This window comes from Pseudomonas sp. NPDC090592 (genome assembly GCF_044769185.1).
Lineage (GTDB): Bacteria > Pseudomonadota > Gammaproteobacteria > Pseudomonadales > Pseudomonadaceae > Aquipseudomonas.
On the sequence record NZ_JBIVXJ010000008.1, the window covers coordinates 173,262 to 191,502 of the forward strand.

13 protein-coding genes, 2 tRNA genes and 2 pseudogenes are annotated in these 18,241 nt (G+C 62.2%); 12 read left to right on the top strand and 5 right to left on the bottom strand.

From position 1 onward, the window contains the following. Positions 1-623: 623 nt before the first annotated feature. The 3 genes and pseudogenes from ACIQUI_RS09380 to ACIQUI_RS09390 all read left to right on the top strand — a co-directional run. Positions 624-884: pseudogene (locus ACIQUI_RS09380) on the top strand (HAMP domain-containing protein); the annotation flags it as partial. Between the two features lie 69 nt (positions 885-953). Continuing rightward, complete coding sequence (locus ACIQUI_RS09385) at positions 954-1,742, top strand: methyl-accepting chemotaxis protein (RefSeq protein WP_403197557.1); 789 nt, start codon at positions 954-956, stop codon at positions 1,740-1,742. 172 nt (positions 1,743-1,914) lie between these two features. Further along, on the top strand, positions 1,915-2,382 hold the full coding sequence (locus ACIQUI_RS09390; protein ID WP_403197429.1) for a DUF2867 domain-containing protein: 468 nt from the start codon (positions 1,915-1,917) through the stop codon (positions 2,380-2,382). A gap of 94 nt (positions 2,383-2,476) precedes the next feature. Here ACIQUI_RS09390 and ACIQUI_RS09395 read toward each other — a convergent pair whose 3' ends face one another. The 5 genes from ACIQUI_RS09395 to ACIQUI_RS09415 all read right to left on the bottom strand — a co-directional run bounded on the left by ACIQUI_RS09395 (position 2,477) and on the right by ACIQUI_RS09415 (position 6,708). After that, the gene (locus tag ACIQUI_RS09395) at positions 2,477-4,042 is read right to left on the bottom strand and encodes an ABC transporter permease (protein WP_403197432.1); all 1,566 of its coding nucleotides are present in this window, start codon (positions 4,040-4,042) and stop codon (positions 2,477-2,479) included. Continuing rightward, entirely contained in the window at positions 4,042-5,055 is a 1,014-nt protein-coding gene (locus ACIQUI_RS09400) for an extracellular solute-binding protein (protein ID WP_403197434.1), read from the bottom strand. Before ACIQUI_RS09400 ends, ACIQUI_RS09395 begins: the two co-directional genes overlap by 1 nt. A gap of 226 nt (positions 5,056-5,281) precedes the next feature. Beyond that, a complete protein-coding gene (locus ACIQUI_RS09405; protein WP_403197436.1) occupies positions 5,282-6,307 on the bottom strand; it encodes a methyltransferase in 1,026 nt (341 codons plus the stop codon). A 139-nt stretch (positions 6,308-6,446) separates the two neighbouring features. Further along, positions 6,447-6,533, bottom strand: a tRNA-Leu gene (locus ACIQUI_RS09410). Positions 6,534-6,621: 88 nt separating this feature from the next. After that, positions 6,622-6,708 (bottom strand) — tRNA-Leu (locus tag ACIQUI_RS09415). Positions 6,709-6,980: 272 nt separating this feature from the next. Between ACIQUI_RS09415 and rnr the strand changes: the two genes are divergently transcribed. The 9 genes and pseudogenes from rnr (at position 6,981) to ACIQUI_RS09460 (ending at position 17,977) form a co-directional block, all read left to right on the top strand. Then, complete coding sequence (gene rnr / locus ACIQUI_RS09420; protein ID WP_403197439.1) at positions 6,981-9,566, top strand: ribonuclease R; 2,586 nt, start codon at positions 6,981-6,983, stop codon at positions 9,564-9,566. Continuing rightward, positions 9,563-10,309 carry a 23S rRNA (guanosine(2251)-2'-O)-methyltransferase RlmB gene (rlmB, locus tag ACIQUI_RS09425; RefSeq protein ID WP_391129454.1) on the top strand — a complete coding sequence of 249 codons (747 nt, stop codon included), beginning with the start codon at positions 9,563-9,565 and terminating at the stop codon, positions 10,307-10,309. Before rnr ends, rlmB begins: the two co-directional genes overlap by 4 nt. A gap of 307 nt (positions 10,310-10,616) precedes the next feature. After that, entirely contained in the window at positions 10,617-11,042 is a 426-nt protein-coding gene (gene rpsF / locus ACIQUI_RS09430; RefSeq protein WP_003249557.1) for a 30S ribosomal protein S6, read from the top strand. A 28-nt stretch (positions 11,043-11,070) separates the two neighbouring features. Further along, positions 11,071-11,301, top strand: coding sequence for a 30S ribosomal protein S18 (gene rpsR / locus ACIQUI_RS09435; RefSeq protein ID WP_003249563.1), 231 nt, complete (start codon positions 11,071-11,073; stop codon positions 11,299-11,301). Between the two features lie 33 nt (positions 11,302-11,334). Next, positions 11,335-12,198: a hypothetical protein gene (locus ACIQUI_RS09440; RefSeq protein ID WP_403197442.1), complete on the top strand. Its 864-nt coding sequence runs from the start codon at positions 11,335-11,337 to the stop codon at positions 12,196-12,198. Between the two features lie 20 nt (positions 12,199-12,218). Beyond that, positions 12,219-12,665: a 50S ribosomal protein L9 gene (rplI, locus tag ACIQUI_RS09445; protein ID WP_003249568.1), complete on the top strand. Its 447-nt coding sequence runs from the start codon at positions 12,219-12,221 to the stop codon at positions 12,663-12,665. Between the two features lie 113 nt (positions 12,666-12,778). Then, entirely contained in the window at positions 12,779-14,176 is a 1,398-nt protein-coding gene (dnaB, locus tag ACIQUI_RS09450) for a replicative DNA helicase (protein ID WP_403197444.1), read from the top strand. Positions 14,177-14,904: 728 nt separating this feature from the next. Continuing rightward, positions 14,905-15,169: pseudogene (locus ACIQUI_RS09455) on the top strand (DUF3077 domain-containing protein). A 507-nt stretch (positions 15,170-15,676) separates the two neighbouring features. After that, positions 15,677-17,977, top strand: a complete 2,301-nt coding sequence (locus ACIQUI_RS09460) for a YgiQ family radical SAM protein (RefSeq protein WP_403197446.1) — start codon at positions 15,677-15,679, stop codon at positions 17,975-17,977. Positions 17,978-18,241: the final 264 nt, after the last annotated feature.

Below are 18,241 nucleotides of genomic sequence, written 5' to 3' on the forward strand. Positions count from 1 at the left end.
GGCAAGACGTGCGCTCGGGCCTGGACGGCCTGTCCAGCAGTACCCGCCAGCGCTTGAGTGCAGGGTTGTCCGAACGCCTGCAAAACGAGCAACAGCAACTGCGCAGTACCCTGGAAAAAAACCTCAAGGACTCCGCCAACGACATGGCAGAGCTGCTTGCTTCGGTCGCCCCGCGGGCAATCTGGGACAACGATGTGCCAGTGCTCTCCGACTTCGCCCGCCGCGCCCAGCGCAACCCCAACGTGCTGTTCGTTATCTACGACGACGCCCAGGGCCAACACCTGACCCGCTACCTGAACCGGCAAAATCCGATCAACCAGGCCTTGATGGACAAAGGCCAGGGCGAGCGCGCGCTGGACAAGGTAATCGATGCAGCCCGTCGTGATCCGGCTGTGTACTTCGTCGAAGCGCCGATCAACCCCAATGGCGCAGAAATCGGCAAGGTGGTGATGGGGGTTTCCACCGCAGGCATCGACCAGGAGCTCAAGGCTCTGGACCAGCGCTTCGCGGCGCTGATTGCCAGTGGTGAGCAACTGGTTGGCGACAGCCTGGTCGGTGCTGCCGCCGACAGTGGCAAGACCTTGCGCGAGCGCCTGGAAAAGGCACAGGGTAGCGCTGCGGCCATGCAGGCCAACACCGCTCAGACCGTGCGCGATGCTGCGGCCGAGTTGCGCTGGCGTATCGGCCTGGGCCTGGTGGTAGTCGGCCTCGGCGTGTTGTTGGTGGTGGCCGTGGTGCTTGGCCGCCGGGTGCTGAGCAAGTTGCGTTTGTTGATTACCGCCCTGGACGACCTGGCGGCGGGCGAGGGGGACCTGACCAGGCGTGTACCACTCGACAGCCGCGACGAGATTGGTGACATGGCTTCGGCAGTGAACCGCTTTGTCGACAAGCTGCAACCGATCGTGCGTGAGGCGGGTGAGGTGGCGCAGCGTACCGGCGTGGAGATTGGCGCGATGGCCCAGCGCAATGCCGGCGCCGATGCCGCTGCTGCGTTGCAGCGTGATGAAGTGGCTGCCAGCCTGCGCGACCTTTCGAGCATGGCCGATGAGGCGCAGGCCGAAAGCCACGCGATGCAGGCGGCTTTGCAGCAAGTGGTGGATATCCGCCAGGCCACGGACGAGAACAGCCGCACTTCGACCCAGCTGGCCGGTTTGATCGAAAACCTGGCCGGGCAGGTAGACGCCGGCTCTCAGGTGATCGAGCGCCTGGCCAAGCAGAGCGAGCAGATCGAAGTGGTGTTGACGGTGATTCACGGTATTGCCGAGCAGACCAACCTGTTGGCCCTGAACGCCGCCATCGAGGCCGCTCGTGCTGGCGAAACCGGCCGTGGTTTTGCCGTGGTAGCCGATGAGGTACGGGCGCTGGCGAGCAAGACGCAAAGTTCCACGGGGGATATCCAGGCGCATATCGCTGCGCTGCAGAAGGGTGCCAAGGAGGCTGTGGCCACCATCAGTCAGGCCGGGCTGAAGGCCAGCGAAGGGCTGCTGGTGCTACGTGACAACGAGCGCCGGCAGCAGTCGGTACAGGCTGCGGTAGAGCAGGTGCACGCGGCCATCGGCCTGGCGACCCGCGCGGCCGAGCAGCAGGCGAATGGTGCCCAGGCGGTGCGGGGGCGGGTAGAGACCATACATGCCCAGGCCGAGCGCTCGGCAGAGGTGGTGATGCAGACCACGGCCAGCAGCAAGGTGCTGGATGAACTGGCTGCGCAACTGCGGGCGAGCCTGGGCCAGTTCAGGGCATAGCACGATCGTTGTGGGAGCGGGCGTGCCCGCGAAGCAGGCGACTCGGTGGATGGCACCGGCTTTGCCGGTGTTCGCGGGCATGCCCGCTCCCACAAAGACTGCGACACCGGGTTCTCTCCTCAGTGAAAGGTGTTGCTATGATGGCGGCGACACATGGCAAAGGGAGTTGTTCATGTCTGCCCAACTGGTCGCCGCCCCGGCCAATCTGGATTTTCTTCATTGCGACAGCGTGCACATCGCTGCCCCCATGACCGCCCTCCAGGCCTACTGCGCCATGACCTCGCAGGTCCCCGGCTGGTTGGCCCAAGCCTTTCGCCTGCGCGACTTCATCTCGCGCCGATTCGACGTCACGGCTATCCACGGTTTCTCATCGCGCAGTCCGGAACGGGTGCCGGCAGTGGGTGAGCATCTGGATTTCTTCGTGGTCGAGGCCATCAGCGACCAGCAATTGGTCCTGACCTCACGTGACACGCACCTGGCGGTGATGGTGAGCATGGATCTGGGTGAGCAGGAGGGTGGCCGACAGCGCTTGAGCGTGACCACTTCTGTGAAATGCTTCAATCGCTTCGGCCGGCTTTACATGTTGCCGGTGGGCAAGGCCCATGGGCCGATTGTGCGCCGTATGCTGCGTAACATCTGATGGCCCTTTCGCGGGCGCGCCCGCTCCCACAGGTACTGCGCAGGCCCTGAGAGCGGCGCGGTACCTGTGGGGGCGGGCAAGCCCGCGAAGAAGGTTACGCCTTGTTCAGGTACATCCGCGTTGTGAGCAGGTAAACCGGCAACCCCGACACCACGATCAGCAACGCCGCATAAGGCGCCGCCGCCGCAAACTCGACGTTGGCCGTGTGCGCCCACACCTCGGTCGCCAGGGTGGTCATGCCAGTCGGGCTGAGCAGCAGGGTTGCCGTCAGTTCCTTCATGGCATCCAGGAACACCAGGGCAAAGGCCGCTGCCATGGCCGGGAAGATGATCGGCAGGGTCACCCGGCAGAACGCCGTGAAGCTGCTGGCACCGAGCGTGCGTGCGGCCTCTTCCAGCGTTGGTGAGGCCTTGTTCAGAGCGGTGCGCACCGGCGACTGCGCCAGCGGCAGGAACAGCAGCGCATAGGCCAGCAACAGCAATGCCGTGGTCTGGTACAGCGCCGGCACGTAGTGCAAGGCGAAGAACACCAGCGTCAGGGCAATCACCAGGCCGGGCAGGGCGTGCAGCAGGTAAGGCAGGCGCTCGGCCCAGATTGCCAGGCGGCCTTTGTAGCGCACCACCAGGAAGCTGATCGGCAGGGCCAGCAACACGCAGAACCCGGCACCGCCAAGCGACACCGACAGCGAGGTGAACAGCGCCTTGGAAATGGCCCCTACCGGGAACGCCGCCGACGAACCCACGCTCAACCAGTAGCCGAGCATGGCCAGCGGAATACCACTGCCCAGCACGGCCAGGCCCACGCAGAACAGCTGCGCCGGCACCGCCCAGCCACGCAGCCGTACCGGCTGCGCGCGGCGAGCCACACCTTGGCCGATACGCACATGACGGGCCTTGCCGCGTACGCGCAATTCCAGCCACAGCATCACCAGGCACATCGCCAGCAGCACGGCAGACAGCATGGCCGCGTTGGCATTGCTGAACTCCAGTTCGAACTGCTGGTAAATCGCCGTGGTGAAGGTTTGCAGGCCTAGAATCGACAGCGCGCCGAACTCCACCAGCATGTGCAGGGCAATCAGCAGCGCACCGCCGAGCATCGATGGCCACAGCAGCGGCAGGGTCACCTTGATGAACACGCCCCAGCGGCTGCAACCCAGGGTGCGCGCCGACTCCTCAAGCGAGGTATCGAGGTTGCGCAGGGTGGCGGCCACCGGCAGGAACACCAGCGGGTACTTGGACAGGGCCATGACCATGATCGCCCCGCCAAGCCCTTCAAAGTCCGAGCTAAGCGACACCCAGGTAAAGCTGCTGACGAACGACGGCACGGCGAAGGGCAGGCACAGCACCACGCCCCACAGTCGGCGGCCGGCCAGGTTGCTACGCTCCAGCAGCCAGGCCAGGGCCAGGCCAACCACCATGCAGGTCACTGTCACCCCGACCATCAGCATCAGGGTGTTGCGCATCAGCCCCCAGACAAACGGGCGCCACAACAGGTGCAAGGCTTCGCGCCAGCCGGCTTCCCAGGCTTTGATGGCAACATACAGCAGTGGCAGCAAGCTCATCGCCACCAGGAACAGCACAGGCAGCACCACCCAGATGGACGGGCGCTTGCGGCGCGGTACGAAGCGTACCGGCACCGGCTCGGACAGGGCGGCGGTCATCAGAGCAGGCCGACCTCGCGTTCAAGCTCGATGGCTTCCTCGGCATTGCCCAGGTCGGCCGGCGAGATCTTAGGCGGGCGCAGGTCTTCGAACGGCTTCAGGCCGCGGTCGGACACCATGCCCTTGTGCAGCGGATACTCGGCGGTGGTCTGGGTGATCACCCGCTGGCCTTCTTCGCTGGCCATCCAGTTGAGCAGCGCCTGGGCTTCTTTCGGGTGCTTGCTGGCCTTGACCACCGCCGCGCCGGAAATGGTCACCAGGTTGCCGGCATCACCGTCGGCCAGGTAGTACAGCTTGGTGTCCAGCTTGCCGCGTTCGCGTTCAAGCGCGTACCAGTAGTAGTTGTTCACCAGTACCGCAGCCACTTCGCCTTTTTCCACGGCTTTGAGGGCGACCATGTTGTTGGTGTAGGTCTTGCCGAAGGCTTTCAGGCCGGTCAGCCATTCTTCGGTGGCTTCACGCCCGTGCATTTTCAGGATGGCCACGGCCTGCTCCTGGAATGCACCGCTGGTGGGAACGTAGCCAACGCGGCCTTCCCACTCAGGGTTGGCGAAATCCATCACCGTGGTCGGCAGGTCTTTTTCGTCGATCTTCTTCGGGTTGTACACCACGATGCGCGTACGGGCGGTGATGCCCATCCAGGTACCGTTGGCGCCTACGTACTCCTTGGGCATCATGTTGGCGGTGGCGTCGTCGATCTTCGCCAGCAGGCCCAGTTCGCCCAGGTTGTTCAGGGGCGGGGACTCTTCGGTGTAGATGATGTCGGCGGGCGAACGGTCGCCTTCCTCGATGATCTGGCTGGCCAGCTGGTTGCTGCTGCCCTTGCGGATATCGATATGGATGCCGGTCTTGGCCTCGTAGGCCTTGGCGATGGCTTCGCCGATTTCCTTGTGCTGACCGTTGTACATGGTCAGGGTGACCGGTGCGTCTGCCATGGCGGCCGGAGCGCCGATGACCAGGCTCAGCACGGCGGCGGCCAAGGTGCGTATCAGCGGTTGCGGGCGGATCGTCATGCGGGTACTTCCTCGCTTACGGCTACATATTTGGAAACAATGGTAAACGAAATCGTTTCTCAAGTGGCCGCGTGACGAGAAATTCATGGGCAGACCATGGTGCAACCTTTGAAAGTTGTGTTGGATTCTTCGCGGGCATGCCCGCTCCCACAGGTAATGCGCTGCCCTCGAAATCAGCACTATTCCCTGTGGGAGCGGGCGAGCCCGCGAAGAGGCCGGCACAGGTTTACGCTTTATGGGCCACCACTGCGGTTACCGGCGCAACCGGATACCTCAGGCCATCCTGCTGCTGCACATCGACAAACCCAATGCTACGCAACCGCTGCGCCAGCTCCCCGGCCGGCAACACATGTCGCCCCTGCATGCGCATGTGCAGGTAATAAGGCAGAACCCGCGCCGCAGTCTGTTGGTCTTCCGGCACCTCGGCATGGCAGCACATCAGCACCCCTCCGGGATTCAGCGCCCCATGCAGCCGCCGCAAAAGCCCATCAAGGTCATGGGCAAAGTGGAAAACCGACGAACACCAGATCAGGTCATAGCCCTCGCCAAAATCATCCCGGTCCAGATCACCGCCGATAATGCCAAGGCGCTTCTCCAGCCCGGCACGAACAATGTTCTCCTGGGCCACCGCAGCAGTTTCGGCAAAGTCGAACACCGTCCCGTGCAGATCCGGCAGCCGCTTGGCCAGTGCGATGGCAACCAGCCCGGGGCCGCCACCCAGGTCCAGCATGCGCTGCAGGCGCGGCGCTTGCGGCAAGCACTCGAGCAGCGTGCACGCCACATCGACAGTAACCGACTGCTGTTCCTGGGCGATCTGCACGCGTGCTGCCTCGGCCCAGCGCCGGGCCATTTCCGCGGTGGGGGCCGTTGCCGGTGGCAGCCCATTGCGCAGTGCCTGCTCCAGTGGCTGGCCAGCCTGGCCCAACACCTGATGGCGGAAGAGCAGGGCATCGCCGCAATAGTCACCGGCCCCTCGGCTCAAGAAGCGTCGGGCAGTTTCGCTATTGCGGTAGTGGCTGCCCTGTTCGTCACGTTCGAGCAGCCCTTGGGCCCAGAGCATCTCCAGCAGGTAGCCAGTATTGGTGGGCTCAAGGTCCAGTGTCGTCGCCAACCGGGCAGCGGTGGAGTACTGCCCGAGGTGTTCGAACAGGCCGATCGTCAGCGCCACGCGCAAGGCATCGGCGGCCAAGCCTGCCAGTTGCAGGTCCCAACACGCTTGAAGCGGGTGAGGGGTGGTCAGGTCCGTGCTCATCGTTCGCTCGCTCCATGAGAGAAAGCTCAATGCTAGATAGGAATCATTCTGGATTGCAATGAGGGAGATAGCGGGGAGGCCGCGATTACACAAATCGCAGGCAAGAAAAAACCCACTAGCAAGCTAGTGGGTTTTTGTATGGTGCCCAGGAGAAGACTCGAACTTCCACGACCTTGCGGTCACTGATACCTGAAACCAGCGCGTCTACCAATTCCGCCACCTGGGCAAAGCTTTACATCATCTGTTGAAGGCGACTATCGTCAGCTTTCACACAGTAGTAACAGATCCTTGGTCATCTGTTACTTGAAAATATTTGGTGCCCAGGAGAAGACTCGAACTTCCACGACCTTGCGGTCACTGATACCTGAAACCAGCGCGTCTACCAATTCCGCCACCTGGGCACACATTCGAGATTATTTGATGCTTTACAGCGCCGCTAATCTCTACTACAACTTCGGGCTTGTCCGTCGTTGTGGTGCGCACTATACGGACGGTCCGGGGGGCTGTAAACCCCTCAAGCAAAAAAAATTTCAAAAAATTCAACTTGTTGATTCCACAGGCCTATTCCTGCTGTCTATGCACAGCAGCAGGGGCTGTCCAAGGCCGACATTTCCGGTTTCAATACGCCTATGCCAGAATTCCTATCTATATACCCCAAGGTGAACCCCTTCTGATGGCCGATTGGCAATCCCTCGATCCCGAGGCCGCTCGCGAAGCGGAAAAATACGACAACCCCATTCCCAGCCGTGAGCTGATCCTGCAGCGCCTTGCCGACCGTGGCGAACCTGCTGCGCGCGAGGAGCTGGCGAAAGAGTTTGGTCTGTATGAAGAAGACCAGATCGAAGCCCTGCGCCGCCGCCTGCGTGCCATGGAGCGCGATGGCCAGCTTATCTATACCCGGCGCGGCACTTATGCCCCGGTAGACAAGCTGGACCTGATCTGCGGCCGCATCTCCGGCCACCGCGATGGCTTTGGCTTCCTCATCCCCGATGATGGCAGCGATGACCTGTTCCTCGGCCCGTCGCAAATGCGCCTGGCCTTCGATGGTGACCGCGCGCTGGCGCGGGTCTCCGGTACCGACCGCCGTGGCCGCCGCGAAGGCGTCATCGTCGAGGTCATTTCCCGCGCCCACGAAAGCGTGGTCGGCCGCTACTTCGAAGAAGGCGGCATTGGCTACGTAACCCCGGACAACCCGAAGATCCAGCAGGAAGTGCTGGTAACTGCCGGGCGTAACGGCGGCGCCAAGATTGGCCAGTTCGTCGAGATCAAGATCACCCACTGGCCAACCCCGCGCTTCCAGCCGCAAGGCGACGTGGTCGAAGTCATCGGCAACTACATGGCGCCGGGCATGGAAATCGACGTTGCCCTGCGCAGCTACGACATTCCGCACGTCTGGCCTGATGCCGTAGTCAAGGAAGCCCGCAAGTTCCGCTCCGAAGTCGAAGAGAAGGACAAAGAGAAGCGCGTCGACCTGCGCCACCTGCCGTTCGTCACCATCGACGGCGAGGATGCGCGAGACTTCGACGATGCTGTCTATTGCGAACCGCTGGGCAAGCTACGCCTGTTCTCCGGTGGCTGGCGCCTGTACGTGGCCATTGCCGACGTGTCCAGCTACGTGCGCCTGGGCTCGGCCCTGGATGTCGAGGCGCAGCAGCGCGGCAACTCGGTGTACTTCCCCGAGCGCGTGGTGCCGATGCTTCCCGAAGAGCTGTCCAACGGCCTGTGCTCGCTGAACCCGCACGTCGACCGCTTGGCCATGGTCTGTGAAATGACCATGAACAAAGCCGGCCAGATGGTCGACTACCAGTTCTATGAAGGCGTCATCCACTCCCACGCCCGTCTGACCTACAACAAGGTCAGCAGCATGCTCGAGCACGCCCGCACCCGTGAGGGCAAGGCGCTGCGCGAGGAGTACAAGGAGGTCGTGCCGGACCTGAAGAACCTGTACAACCTGTACAAGGTGCTGGTGGATGCCCGTCACACCCGGGGTGCCATCGACTTCGAAACCCAGGAAACCCGCATCATCTTCGGCGACCAGCGCAAGATCGCGGAAATCCGCCCGACCGTGCGCAACGACGCCCACAAGCTGATCGAGGAATGCATGCTGGCGGCCAACGTCGCCACTGCCGAGTTCCTGCAGAAGCACGGCGTGCCGGCCCTGTACCGTGTGCACGACGGCCCGCCGCCGGAGCGCCTGGAAAAACTGCGCGCCTTCCTCGGTGAACTGGGCCTGAGCCTGCACAAGGGCAAGGATCCGTCGCCGAAAGATTACCAGGCCCTGCTGGCGAGCATCGCCGGGCGCCCGGACTTCCACCTGATCCAGACCGTAATGCTGCGCTCGCTGAGCCAGGCTGTGTACAGCACCGAAAACAACGGCCACTTCGGCCTGAACTACGAGGCGTACACCCACTTCACCTCGCCGATCCGCCGTTACCCGGACCTGCTGGTGCACCGCGCCATCCGCAGCATCATCCGTTCCAAGGTCGATACCCCGCACGTCAAGCGTGCCGGCGCCATGAGCATCCCCAAGGCACGTATCTACCCGTACGACGAGAACACCCTGGAGCAACTCGGCGAGCAGTGCTCGATGACCGAGCGCCGCGCCGATGAGGCCACCCGTGACGTGGTCAACTGGCTCAAGTGCGAGTTCATGAAGGACCGCGTGGGCGAAACCTTCCCGGGCGTGATCACTGCGGTGACCGGTTTCGGCCTGTTCGTCGAGCTGACCGACATCTATGTAGAAGGCCTGGTGCACGTCAGTGCGCTGCCGGGCGACTACTACCACTTCGACCCGGTGCACCACCGCCTGTCCGGCGAGCGTACCGGGCGCAGCTTCCGCCTGGGCGACACCATTGAAGTCAAGGTCATGCGCGTCGACCTGGACGAGCGCAAGATCGACTTCGAAGTGTCGGACAAGACCCTCGCTGCGCCGATCGGCCGCAAGCAGCGCGGCGCTGCGTCGGCAACCGACAAGGCTGAACAGCAGCCGGTAACCGAAGCGAAAGCCACGCCCAAGCCGCGTAGCCGCAAGAGCGAAACCGCCGAGGCGTACTTCCCGAAGGACGCCGTGCAGCGTAACGCCGAGGTGCGCAAGAGCCGCGAAATGAAAAAGGCGCTGATGAGCGAGGCGCGCAGTGGCGGCCATGCCAGCAGCAAGTCGGACAAGGGTGGCAAGGCCTCCGGTTCCGGCAAGCCGACCAAGCACCGTAAAGGCCCGCCGAAGTCCGGTGCGCCACGCAAGAGCAAGAGCAAGTCATGAGTCAGCTGGAAAAGATCTACGGCGTGCACGCCGTGCAGGCATTGCTGCAGCACCATCCGAAGCGGGTCAAGCAGATCTGGCTGTCGGAAGGGCGCAGCGAACCACGCCTGCAGGCGCTGCTGGCGCTGGCTGCGGAAAACCGCGTGCAGGTTGGCCAGGCCGAGCGCCGTGAGATGGATGCCTGGGTCGAAGGCGTGCACCAGGGCGTGGTTGCCGAGGTGAGCCCGAGCCAGGTGTGGGGCGAGCTGATGCTCGAGGAATTGCTTGAGCGTACCGAAACGCCGCCGCTGATCCTGGTGCTGGACGGTGTCACCGACCCGCACAACCTCGGCGCATGCCTGCGCACGGCTGATGCGGCCGGTGCCACGGCGGTGGTTGTGCCCAAGGACAAGTCGGCAACCCTTACCCCGGTGGTGCGCAAGGTCGCTTGCGGCGCTGCCGAGGTGATTCCGCTGGTGGCCGTGACCAACCTGGCGCGTACCCTGGAGAAGTTGCAGCAACGCGGCCTGTGGGTGGTCGGTACTGCCGGCGAGGCCGAGCAGGAGATCTACCAGCAGGACCTGACCGGGCCGCTGGTGATGATCATGGGTGCGGAAGGCAAGGGCATGCGCCGGTTGACCCGCGATCATTGCGACTTCCTGGTGAAGTTGCCGATGGGCGGTAGTGTCAGCAGCCTGAACGTTTCGGTGGCGACCGGGGTTTGCCTGTTCGAGGCCGTGCGTCAGCGTCAGGCCAAGCGCTGATCTTTAATCTGTGCCGGCCCATTCGCGGGCACGCCCGCTCCCACAGGTTCACTGCTGCCTCTGGCATTGCAGATTTCCTGTGGGAGCGGGCGTGCCCGCGAATGGGGCTTGACGCAATGTGAATATGTTTCAGGCTGTTCAAATATTCACCAATCACCTTGCTTGTGCGCCACGCCTTCTCTACAATTGCGCCCCTTGCCGAGCTGGCAGGCGCGCATGTGCCTCCCCTCCGTGCAAGACATACAGTGTCATTCACTCCTTGTCTGACCAGATTCCCTGGCAGACTACTAACCCGTAAGGAGCATTCATGCGTCATTACGAAATCATCTTCCTGGTTCACCCGGACCAGAGCGAGCAAGTCGGCGGCATGGTTGAGCGTTACACCAAGCTGATCGAAGAAGACGGTGGCAAAATCCACCGCCTGGAAGACTGGGGCCGTCGTCAACTGGCCTACGCAATCAACAATGTTCACAAGGCTCACTACGTGATGCTGAACGTTGAGTGCACCGGCAAGGCCCTGGCCGAGCTGGAAGACAACTTCCGCTACAACGATGCCGTTATCCGTAACCTGGTCATCCGTCGCGACGAAGCCGTTACCGGTCAGTCCGAGATGCTGAAGGCTGAAGAAAACCGCAGCGAGCGCCGTGAGCGTCGTGAGCGTCCTGAGCATGCTGACTCCGCCGAAGGCGACGACAGCAATGACAGCGACTCCAGCGATAACGCTGACGAGTAATCCACGGACCTTTAGAGGAGCCTATTAAATGGCACGTTTCTTCCGTCGTCGTAAATTCTGCCGCTTCACTGCTGAAGACGTGAAAGAGATCGACTTCAAAGATCTCAACACCCTGAAAGCTTACGTATCCGAAACCGGCAAGATCGTTCCAAGCCGTATCACCGGTACCAAAGCTCGTTATCAGCGTCAGCTGGCTACCGCTATCAAGCGCGCCCGCTTCCTGGCCCTGCTGCCCTACACCGACAGCCACGGCCGCTGAGACCGGGTCGTCGACAAGCAGTAAGGGATTAGCATGCGAGCGTTAGCAAGTTTCATCATGCGCGGTCGTGTGCAGGCCACCCTCGTGGTGGTCATCAGCGCGGTGCTGCCGCTGCTGTTCTGGTTGAGTGCCGCTGCCGGCAGCCTTGTGCTGCTGCGGCGTGGGTTCAAGGATGCTACATCGGTCATCGCTGGCGGCTTGCTCGCCGGGCTGGCCGTGTGGGTCATGGGCGATCCCATCACCTTTCTGGTGATGGCGGGTGCCCTGGCCCTGGCCGCCATGTTGCGTGCCGAGCACCCCTGGAGCCGGGTGTTGCTCGCCAGTGCCGTGTTCGCCGTGGCGTTTAGCCTCGTGCTTGATCTGGCGCTGGCGCAAACCTTCGATGTGCTGGCCAAGGCGTTTGCCGAAGCCATGCCGAAAGTCGACGGGCAACCGGTGCTCTCCGGTGAGCTGATCCGCCCTGTGCTGGTCGCCTCCACAGCAGTGACGGTGCAATTGTTCAGTGTGCTGGCGTTGATGCTGGCGCGCTACTGGCAGGCAGCGTTGTACAACCCTGGAGGCTTCGGTCGCGAGTTTCGCGAACTGAAGTTGCCGAAACAGACCATGGCGGTCTTGTTGGCAGTGATGGTGGTGGCGCCGTTTATCGGCCCGCAGTTCATCATCCTGGCATCAGCGTCCAGCCTGGTACTGGTGCTGGCCGGCATCGCCTTGATGCACGGGCTGGTGGCACAGGGCCGACTGGCTGGTTTCTGGCTGGTGGGCATGTACGTGACGTTGCCGCTGATCATGCAGCTGATTTATCCGTTGCTGGTGGTTTTGGCCATTGTCGACAGCCTGATTGATTTTCGCGGTCGCAAGTCCCCCAAGGGGAATGACTCCGCGAACGGTGAAGGTTAAAAGTTAAGAGGTTTTACCAAATGGAACTGATCCTGCTGGAAAAAGTCGCTAACCTGGGCAACCTGGGCGACAAAGTAAAAGTTAAGGCTGGTTACGGCCGTAACTTCCTGCTGCCATTCGGCAAGGCCACCGTTGCCAACGCCGCCAACCTGGCTGCGTTCGAAGAGCGTCGCGCCGAGCTGGAAAAAGCAGCCGCTGACAAGAAAGCTTCGGCTGAAAGCCGCGCTGCCCAACTGGCCGAGCTGGAAGTGACCATCACTGCCACCGCTGGCGACGAAGGCAAGCTGTTCGGTTCGATCGGCACCCACGACATCGCTGACGCCCTGACCGCCTCTGGCGTTGAAGTGGCCAAAGCTGAAGTTCGTCTGCCGAACGGCACCATCCGTCAGGTTGGCGAATACGACGTAGCCGTGCACCTGCACAGCGACGTTGAAGCCACCGTACGCGTGGTTGTCGTAGCTGCCTAAGCTGCGCTGACTGGCTGGCTCCTTGCGGGCCAGGCGGTTAACATCGGGCACGGTCCTGTTTTTTACAGGCCGTGCCCTTTGTTTTTTTCGTCCTCCAGAATTCTTTCGTGGCCATGAACGAGATTACCAACTCCGAACAGCTTGACCTGCAAACCGCAGCCCTGAAGGTGCCGCCGCATTCCATCGAGGCCGAACAGGCCGTACTCGGTGGCCTGATGCTGGACAACAACGCGTGGGAGCGGGTGCTGGACCAGGTGTCGGACGGCGATTTCTACCGGCATGACCACCGCCTGATCTTCCGTGCCGTGCACAAGTTGGCCGACGCCAACCAGCCATTCGACGTGGTGACCCTGCACGAGCAACTGGACAAGGAAGGCTTGTCTTCGCAAGTCGGCGGCCTGGCGTACCTGGCCGAACTGGCCAAGAACACCCCGTCGGTCGCCAACATCAAGGCTTATGCCGCGATCATTCGCGAGCGTGCAACGCTGCGCCAGCTGATCAGCATCAGTACCGACATCGCCGACAACGCCTTCAACCCGCAAGGGCGCAACGCCGAAGAAATCCTCGACGATGCCGAGCGACAGATCTTCCAGATCGCCGAGGCCCGGCCGAAAACCGGTGGCCCGGTGGGTGTCAACGAACTGTTGACCATGGCTATCGACCGCATCGACACGCTGTTCAACTCTGACAGCGACATCACCGGTATTTCCACCGGTTACACCGACCTGGATGAGAAGACCAGCGGCCTGCAGGCGGCCGACCTGATCATCGTCGCTGGCCGCCCGTCGATGGGTAAGACCACCTTCGCCATGAACTTGGTGGAAAACGCTGTACTGCGCACCGACAAGGCGGTGCTGGTGTTCTCGCTCGAGATGCCAGGTGAATCGCTGATCATGCGTATGCTCTCGTCCCTCGGCCGTATCGACCAGACCAAGGTACGTTCCGGTCAGCTGGACGACGACGACTGGCCGCGGCTGACCTCGGCGGTGAACCTGCTCAACGACCGCAAGCTGTTCATCGACGATACCGCCGGCATCAGCCCCTCGGAAATGCGCGCGCGTACCCGCCGCCTGGCCCGTGAGCACGGCGAAATCGCCATGATCATGGTCGACTACCTGCAGCTGATGCAGATTCCGGGTTCGGCCGGTGACAACCGCACCAACGAGATTTCCGAGATTTCCCGCTCGCTCAAGGCCCTGGCCAAGGAATTCAACTGCCCGGTCATCGCCCTGTCGCAGCTGAACCGCTCGCTGGAGCAGCGCCCGAACAAACGCCCGGTGAACTCCGACTTGCGTGAATCCGGTGCAATCGAGCAGGACGCCGACGTGATCATGTTCGTGTACCGCGACGAGGTGTACCACCCTGAGACCGAGCACAAGGGCGTGGCGGAAATCATCATCGGTAAACAGCGTAACGGCCCCATCGGCTTCGTGCGGCTGGCGTTCATCGGCAAGTACACCCGCTTTGAGAACCTCGCGCCGGGCATGTACAACTTCGATGATGACGAATAACTCATTGAGCTAGCAGGGCCCCCTGTGGAGCGGCCTTGCGTCGCGATGGGCTGCGCAGCAGCCCCGGCACTTTTTGCATCTGCGCTGAAATCCTGGGGCTGCTGCGCAGCCCATCGCGACGCAAGGCCGCTCCTACAAGGCCTGCGCTTGCCTTTTTCTCCAAGTAATAATCAGCTTTTTCCCGTTGCGTGTAGGCCGTTTCTGAAATAGCTTTCAACCGCCTTTGCGCCATTGCGGTGGTTTTCTGGGCGGCCTAGTCTGGCTCTGTCGTTGCCAAAGCAGCGACCGGGCCTGCAAGCCCGCAGACGATTACTACCGCTATCCGGATTGCTGCCACTCGGCAATTTCGGTCAATGGTGGCTGCGTACGGGAGATCCTCGGATCTGCCGGTTTTATCGTCTGTCCGGTCTTGCAGACCCGTACGTAGCCGCCACCCATCAAATGCAAGTGATGTCGTGGCGGTCTTTTCGGAATCAGACGAGATTACTCCATGCTCAAGATTGTCCCCGATCCGCCCCGCGATCCCCCTTTTGATCAAGACAACCCGATGCAGGGGCAGATGCCTGCTGTAAGGCTTCGTTGATATGTCGCCTGGGCGGGCCCTTTCGCGGGCATGCCCGCTCCCACAGGTACGGTGCACGTCGCGAAGATTGTGGTGACCTTGTGGGAGCGGGCGTGCCCGCGAAGAGGCCCGGCCAGACGGTCGAGAATTTCGAGGGGATTGAACAATGACAACAGAAGACACCCAATTCACCGTCGGCAAGACCACTTTTTACCAAGGCGAAAAATGGCACCCACCCCTTGTTCCGCATCGAGCCCGGGATCCCGTGCCGGGAGGCCCGCGAGCAGTCTTCGGAGTTGATGGGGTATGTGCGCGAACTGACTATCACTGGGTTGATGGATGAGAAGCCGATGATGATCTGGGCTGCCCATTATTTGAGTGCGATGGCCAAGGCGCTGATGGATGATGCTGAGTTGGGGATGAGGCAGTAGGGCTTGCCTTTCGGTTGCGTGAAGGCATCCATGTGTTCGCCACAACAGTTTCTGCGCCTATGAGATCGAGCGCCGCCCGCGCGGCGCTTCGCGGGGCAAGCCCGCTCCCACATCTGTTTCAGGCCAGTCCCGCTTGTGTCATTGGCGCGCGCCCCCTTGTCTGTCCCATTCGATATTGAAGGTATCGCCCCTGCTTTTCTGCAATTCCCAGCCATGCACCCAGGGAGCGAGTGCGGAGGAAGCAGGAGTAACTGGCCCGAAACAGATGTGGGAGCGGGCTTGCCCCGCGAAGCGCCGCGCGGGCGGCGCTCGATCTCATAGGCGCTGCAAGGGTTGTGTCGAACACCTGCCAACCCCACTACAACCCCCAAGCCAGCCATCCGGCACCCCGCCCACCCCAACCGTCGCCCCACCCACCAATCCCCCACGAATCCAGTCGGATTTGGTCAAAATTTGTGCTATATTCCGCGCCCGCGATTTCCCTGTACACCAGAACCGGTCACTGACATGCAAGCAGCCAAACCACTCTACGACTATCCCAAGTACTGGGCCGAATGCTTCGGGCCAGCACCTTTCCTGCCAATGAGCAGGGAGGAGATGGATCTGCTCGGCTGGGATTCCTGCGACATCATCATCGTGACCGGGGACGCCTACGTCGACCACGCCTCGTTCGGCATGGCCATCATCGGCCGTTTGCTGGAAGCCCAGGGCTTTCGCGTGGGCATCATTGCCCAGCCGAACTGGCAGTCCAAAGACGACTTCATGAAGCTCGGCGAGCCAAACCTGTTCTTCGGCGTGGCCGCAGGCAACATGGACTCGATGATCAACCGCTATACCGCAGACAAGAAGATCCGCTCTGACGATGCCTACACCCCGGGTGGCCTGGCCGGCAAGCGCCCGGATCGTGCCAGCCTGGTGTACAGCCAGCGCTGCAAGGAAGCCTACAAGCACGTACCGATCGTGCTGGGTGGCATCGAGGCTTCGCTGCGCCGTATTGCTCACTACGATTACTGGCAGGACAAGGTCCGCCATTCGATCCTGATCGACGCCAGCGCCGATATCCTGCTGTACGGCAACGCCGAGCGGGCCGTCGTCGAAGTGGCCCAGCGCCTGTCCCAGGGCGAGAAGATCGAGCACATCACCGATGTGCGTGGCACTGCGTTCATTCGCCGTGACACGCCTGCAGACTGGTTCGAGATCGACTCCACCCGCATCGACCGCCCAGGCCGCGTGGACAAGATCATCAACCCGTACGTGAACACCCAGGACACCCAGGCCTGCGCCATCGAGCAGGCCAAGGGCGACCAGGAAGACCCGAACGAAGCCAAGGTGGTGCAGATTCTCGACAGCCCGCGCGTGACCCGCGAAAAGTCGGTCATCCGCCTGCCATCGTTCGAAAAAGTGCGTAACGACCCGGTGCTTTACGCCCACGCCAACCGCGTGCTGCACCTGGAAACCAACCCGGGCAACGCCCGTGCGCTGGTACAGAAGCATGGCGAAGTGGACGTGTGGTTCAACCCGCCACCCATCCCCATGACCACCGAGGAAATGGACTACGTGTTCGGCATGCCGTACGCCCGTGTGCCGCACCCGGCCTATGGCAAGGAGCGCATCCCGGCCTACGAGATGATCCGTTTCTCGGTGAACATCATGCGTGGCTGCTTCGGTGGCTGCACCTTCTGCTCGATCACCGAGCACGAAGGCCGCATCATCCAGAACCGCTCGCACGAGTCGATCCTGCACGAGATCGAAGAGATGCGTGACAAGGTGCCGGGCTTCACTGGCGTGGTCTCCGACCTTGGCGGCCCGACCGCCAACATGTACCGCATCGCCTGCAAGAGCCACGACATCGAGAAGCACTGCCGCAAGCCGTCTTGCGTGTTCCCGGGCATCTGCGAAAACCTCAACACCGACCATAGCTCGCTGATCGAGTTGTACCGCAAGGCCCGTGCCTTGCCGGGTGTGAAGAAGATCCTGATTGCCTCGGGCCTGCGCTATGACCTGGCCGTGGAATCGCCGGAGTACGTCAAGGAACTGGTCACCCACCACGTGGGCGGCTACCTGAAGATTGCCCCGGAGCACACCGAGCGTGGTCCGCTGGACAAGATGATGAAGCCGGGTATCGGCACCTACGACCGCTTCAAGCGCATGTTCGAGAAGTTCTCGAAAGAGGCGGGCAAGGAGCAGTACCTGATCCCGTACTTCATCGCCGCGCACCCGGGCACCACCGACGAAGACATGATGAACCTGGCCCTGTGGCTGAAGGGCAATGGCTTCCGTGCCGACCAGGTGCAGGCGTTCTACCCGTCGCCGATGGCCTCGGCCACGGCCATGTACCACTCGGGCAAGAACCCGCTGCGCAAGGTGACCTACAAGAGCGAAGGGGTTGAGATCGTCAAGAGCGAAGAGCAGCGCCGCCTGCACAAGGCGTTCTTGCGCTACCACGACCCGAAGGGCTGGCCGATGCTGCGTGAGGCGCTGGAGCGCATGGGCCGCGCCGACCTGATCGGCCCGGGCAAGCACCAGCTGATCCCGCTGCACCAGCCGCAGACGGATACCTACCAGAGCGCGCGCCGCAAGAACTCGACGCCAGCGGGCAGCCACAAGGTGGGCAAGGACCAGAAGATCCTCACCCAGCACACCGGCCTGCCACCGCGTGCCAGCGATGGTAGCAAGCCGTGGGACAAGCGCGAGAAGGCCAAGGCCGAGGCGTTTGCGCGTAACGAGAAGGCGGCCAAGGAGCGCAAGGAAGCGGCCAAGGGCGGCAAGGGCAACAAGAAGCCGCGTCAGCCCGTCATTCCGCGCTGATTTCGGGGGCCGCTTTGCGGCCCATTCGCAGGCAAGCCAGCTCCCACAGGTACAGCGCAAGCCTCAGGCTATGCGCAATCCCTGTAGGAGCTGGCTTGCCTGCGATTGGGCCCTGGTAGGCACTAGATAGTTTTACCCACAGGTACAGCGCAAGCCTCAGGCTATGTGCAATCCCTGTGGGAGCTGGCTTGCCTGCGATTGGGCCCTGGTAGGCACTAGATAGTTTTACCCACAGGTACAGCGCAAGCCTCAGGCTATGTGCAA

Bases quoted from the DNA above. Each gene is read 5' to 3' on its own strand.
- ACIQUI_RS09385 (WP_403197557.1), top strand. From the start codon at position 954: ATGGCCCAGCGCAATGCCGGCGCCGATGCCGCTGCTGCGTTGCAGCGT.
- ACIQUI_RS09390 (WP_403197429.1), top strand. From the start codon at position 1,915: ATGTCTGCCCAACTGGTCGCCGCCCCGGCCAATCTGGATTTTCTTCAT.
- ACIQUI_RS09395 (WP_403197432.1), bottom strand. From the start codon at position 4,042: ATGACCGCCGCCCTGTCCGAGCCGGTGCCGGTACGCTTCGTACCGCGC.
- ACIQUI_RS09400 (WP_403197434.1), bottom strand. From the start codon at position 5,055: ATGACGATCCGCCCGCAACCGCTGATACGCACCTTGGCCGCCGCCGTG.
- ACIQUI_RS09405 (WP_403197436.1), bottom strand. From the start codon at position 6,307: ATGAGCACGGACCTGACCACCCCTCACCCGCTTCAAGCGTGTTGGGAC.
- rnr (WP_403197439.1), top strand. From the start codon at position 6,981: ATGGCCGATTGGCAATCCCTCGATCCCGAGGCCGCTCGCGAAGCGGAA.
- rlmB (WP_391129454.1), top strand. From the start codon at position 9,563: ATGAGTCAGCTGGAAAAGATCTACGGCGTGCACGCCGTGCAGGCATTG.
- rpsF (WP_003249557.1), top strand. From the start codon at position 10,617: ATGCGTCATTACGAAATCATCTTCCTGGTTCACCCGGACCAGAGCGAG.
- rpsR (WP_003249563.1), top strand. From the start codon at position 11,071: ATGGCACGTTTCTTCCGTCGTCGTAAATTCTGCCGCTTCACTGCTGAA.
- ACIQUI_RS09440 (WP_403197442.1), top strand. From the start codon at position 11,335: ATGCGAGCGTTAGCAAGTTTCATCATGCGCGGTCGTGTGCAGGCCACC.
- rplI (WP_003249568.1), top strand. From the start codon at position 12,219: ATGGAACTGATCCTGCTGGAAAAAGTCGCTAACCTGGGCAACCTGGGC.
- dnaB (WP_403197444.1), top strand. From the start codon at position 12,779: ATGAACGAGATTACCAACTCCGAACAGCTTGACCTGCAAACCGCAGCC.
- ACIQUI_RS09460 (WP_403197446.1), top strand. From the start codon at position 15,677: ATGCAAGCAGCCAAACCACTCTACGACTATCCCAAGTACTGGGCCGAA.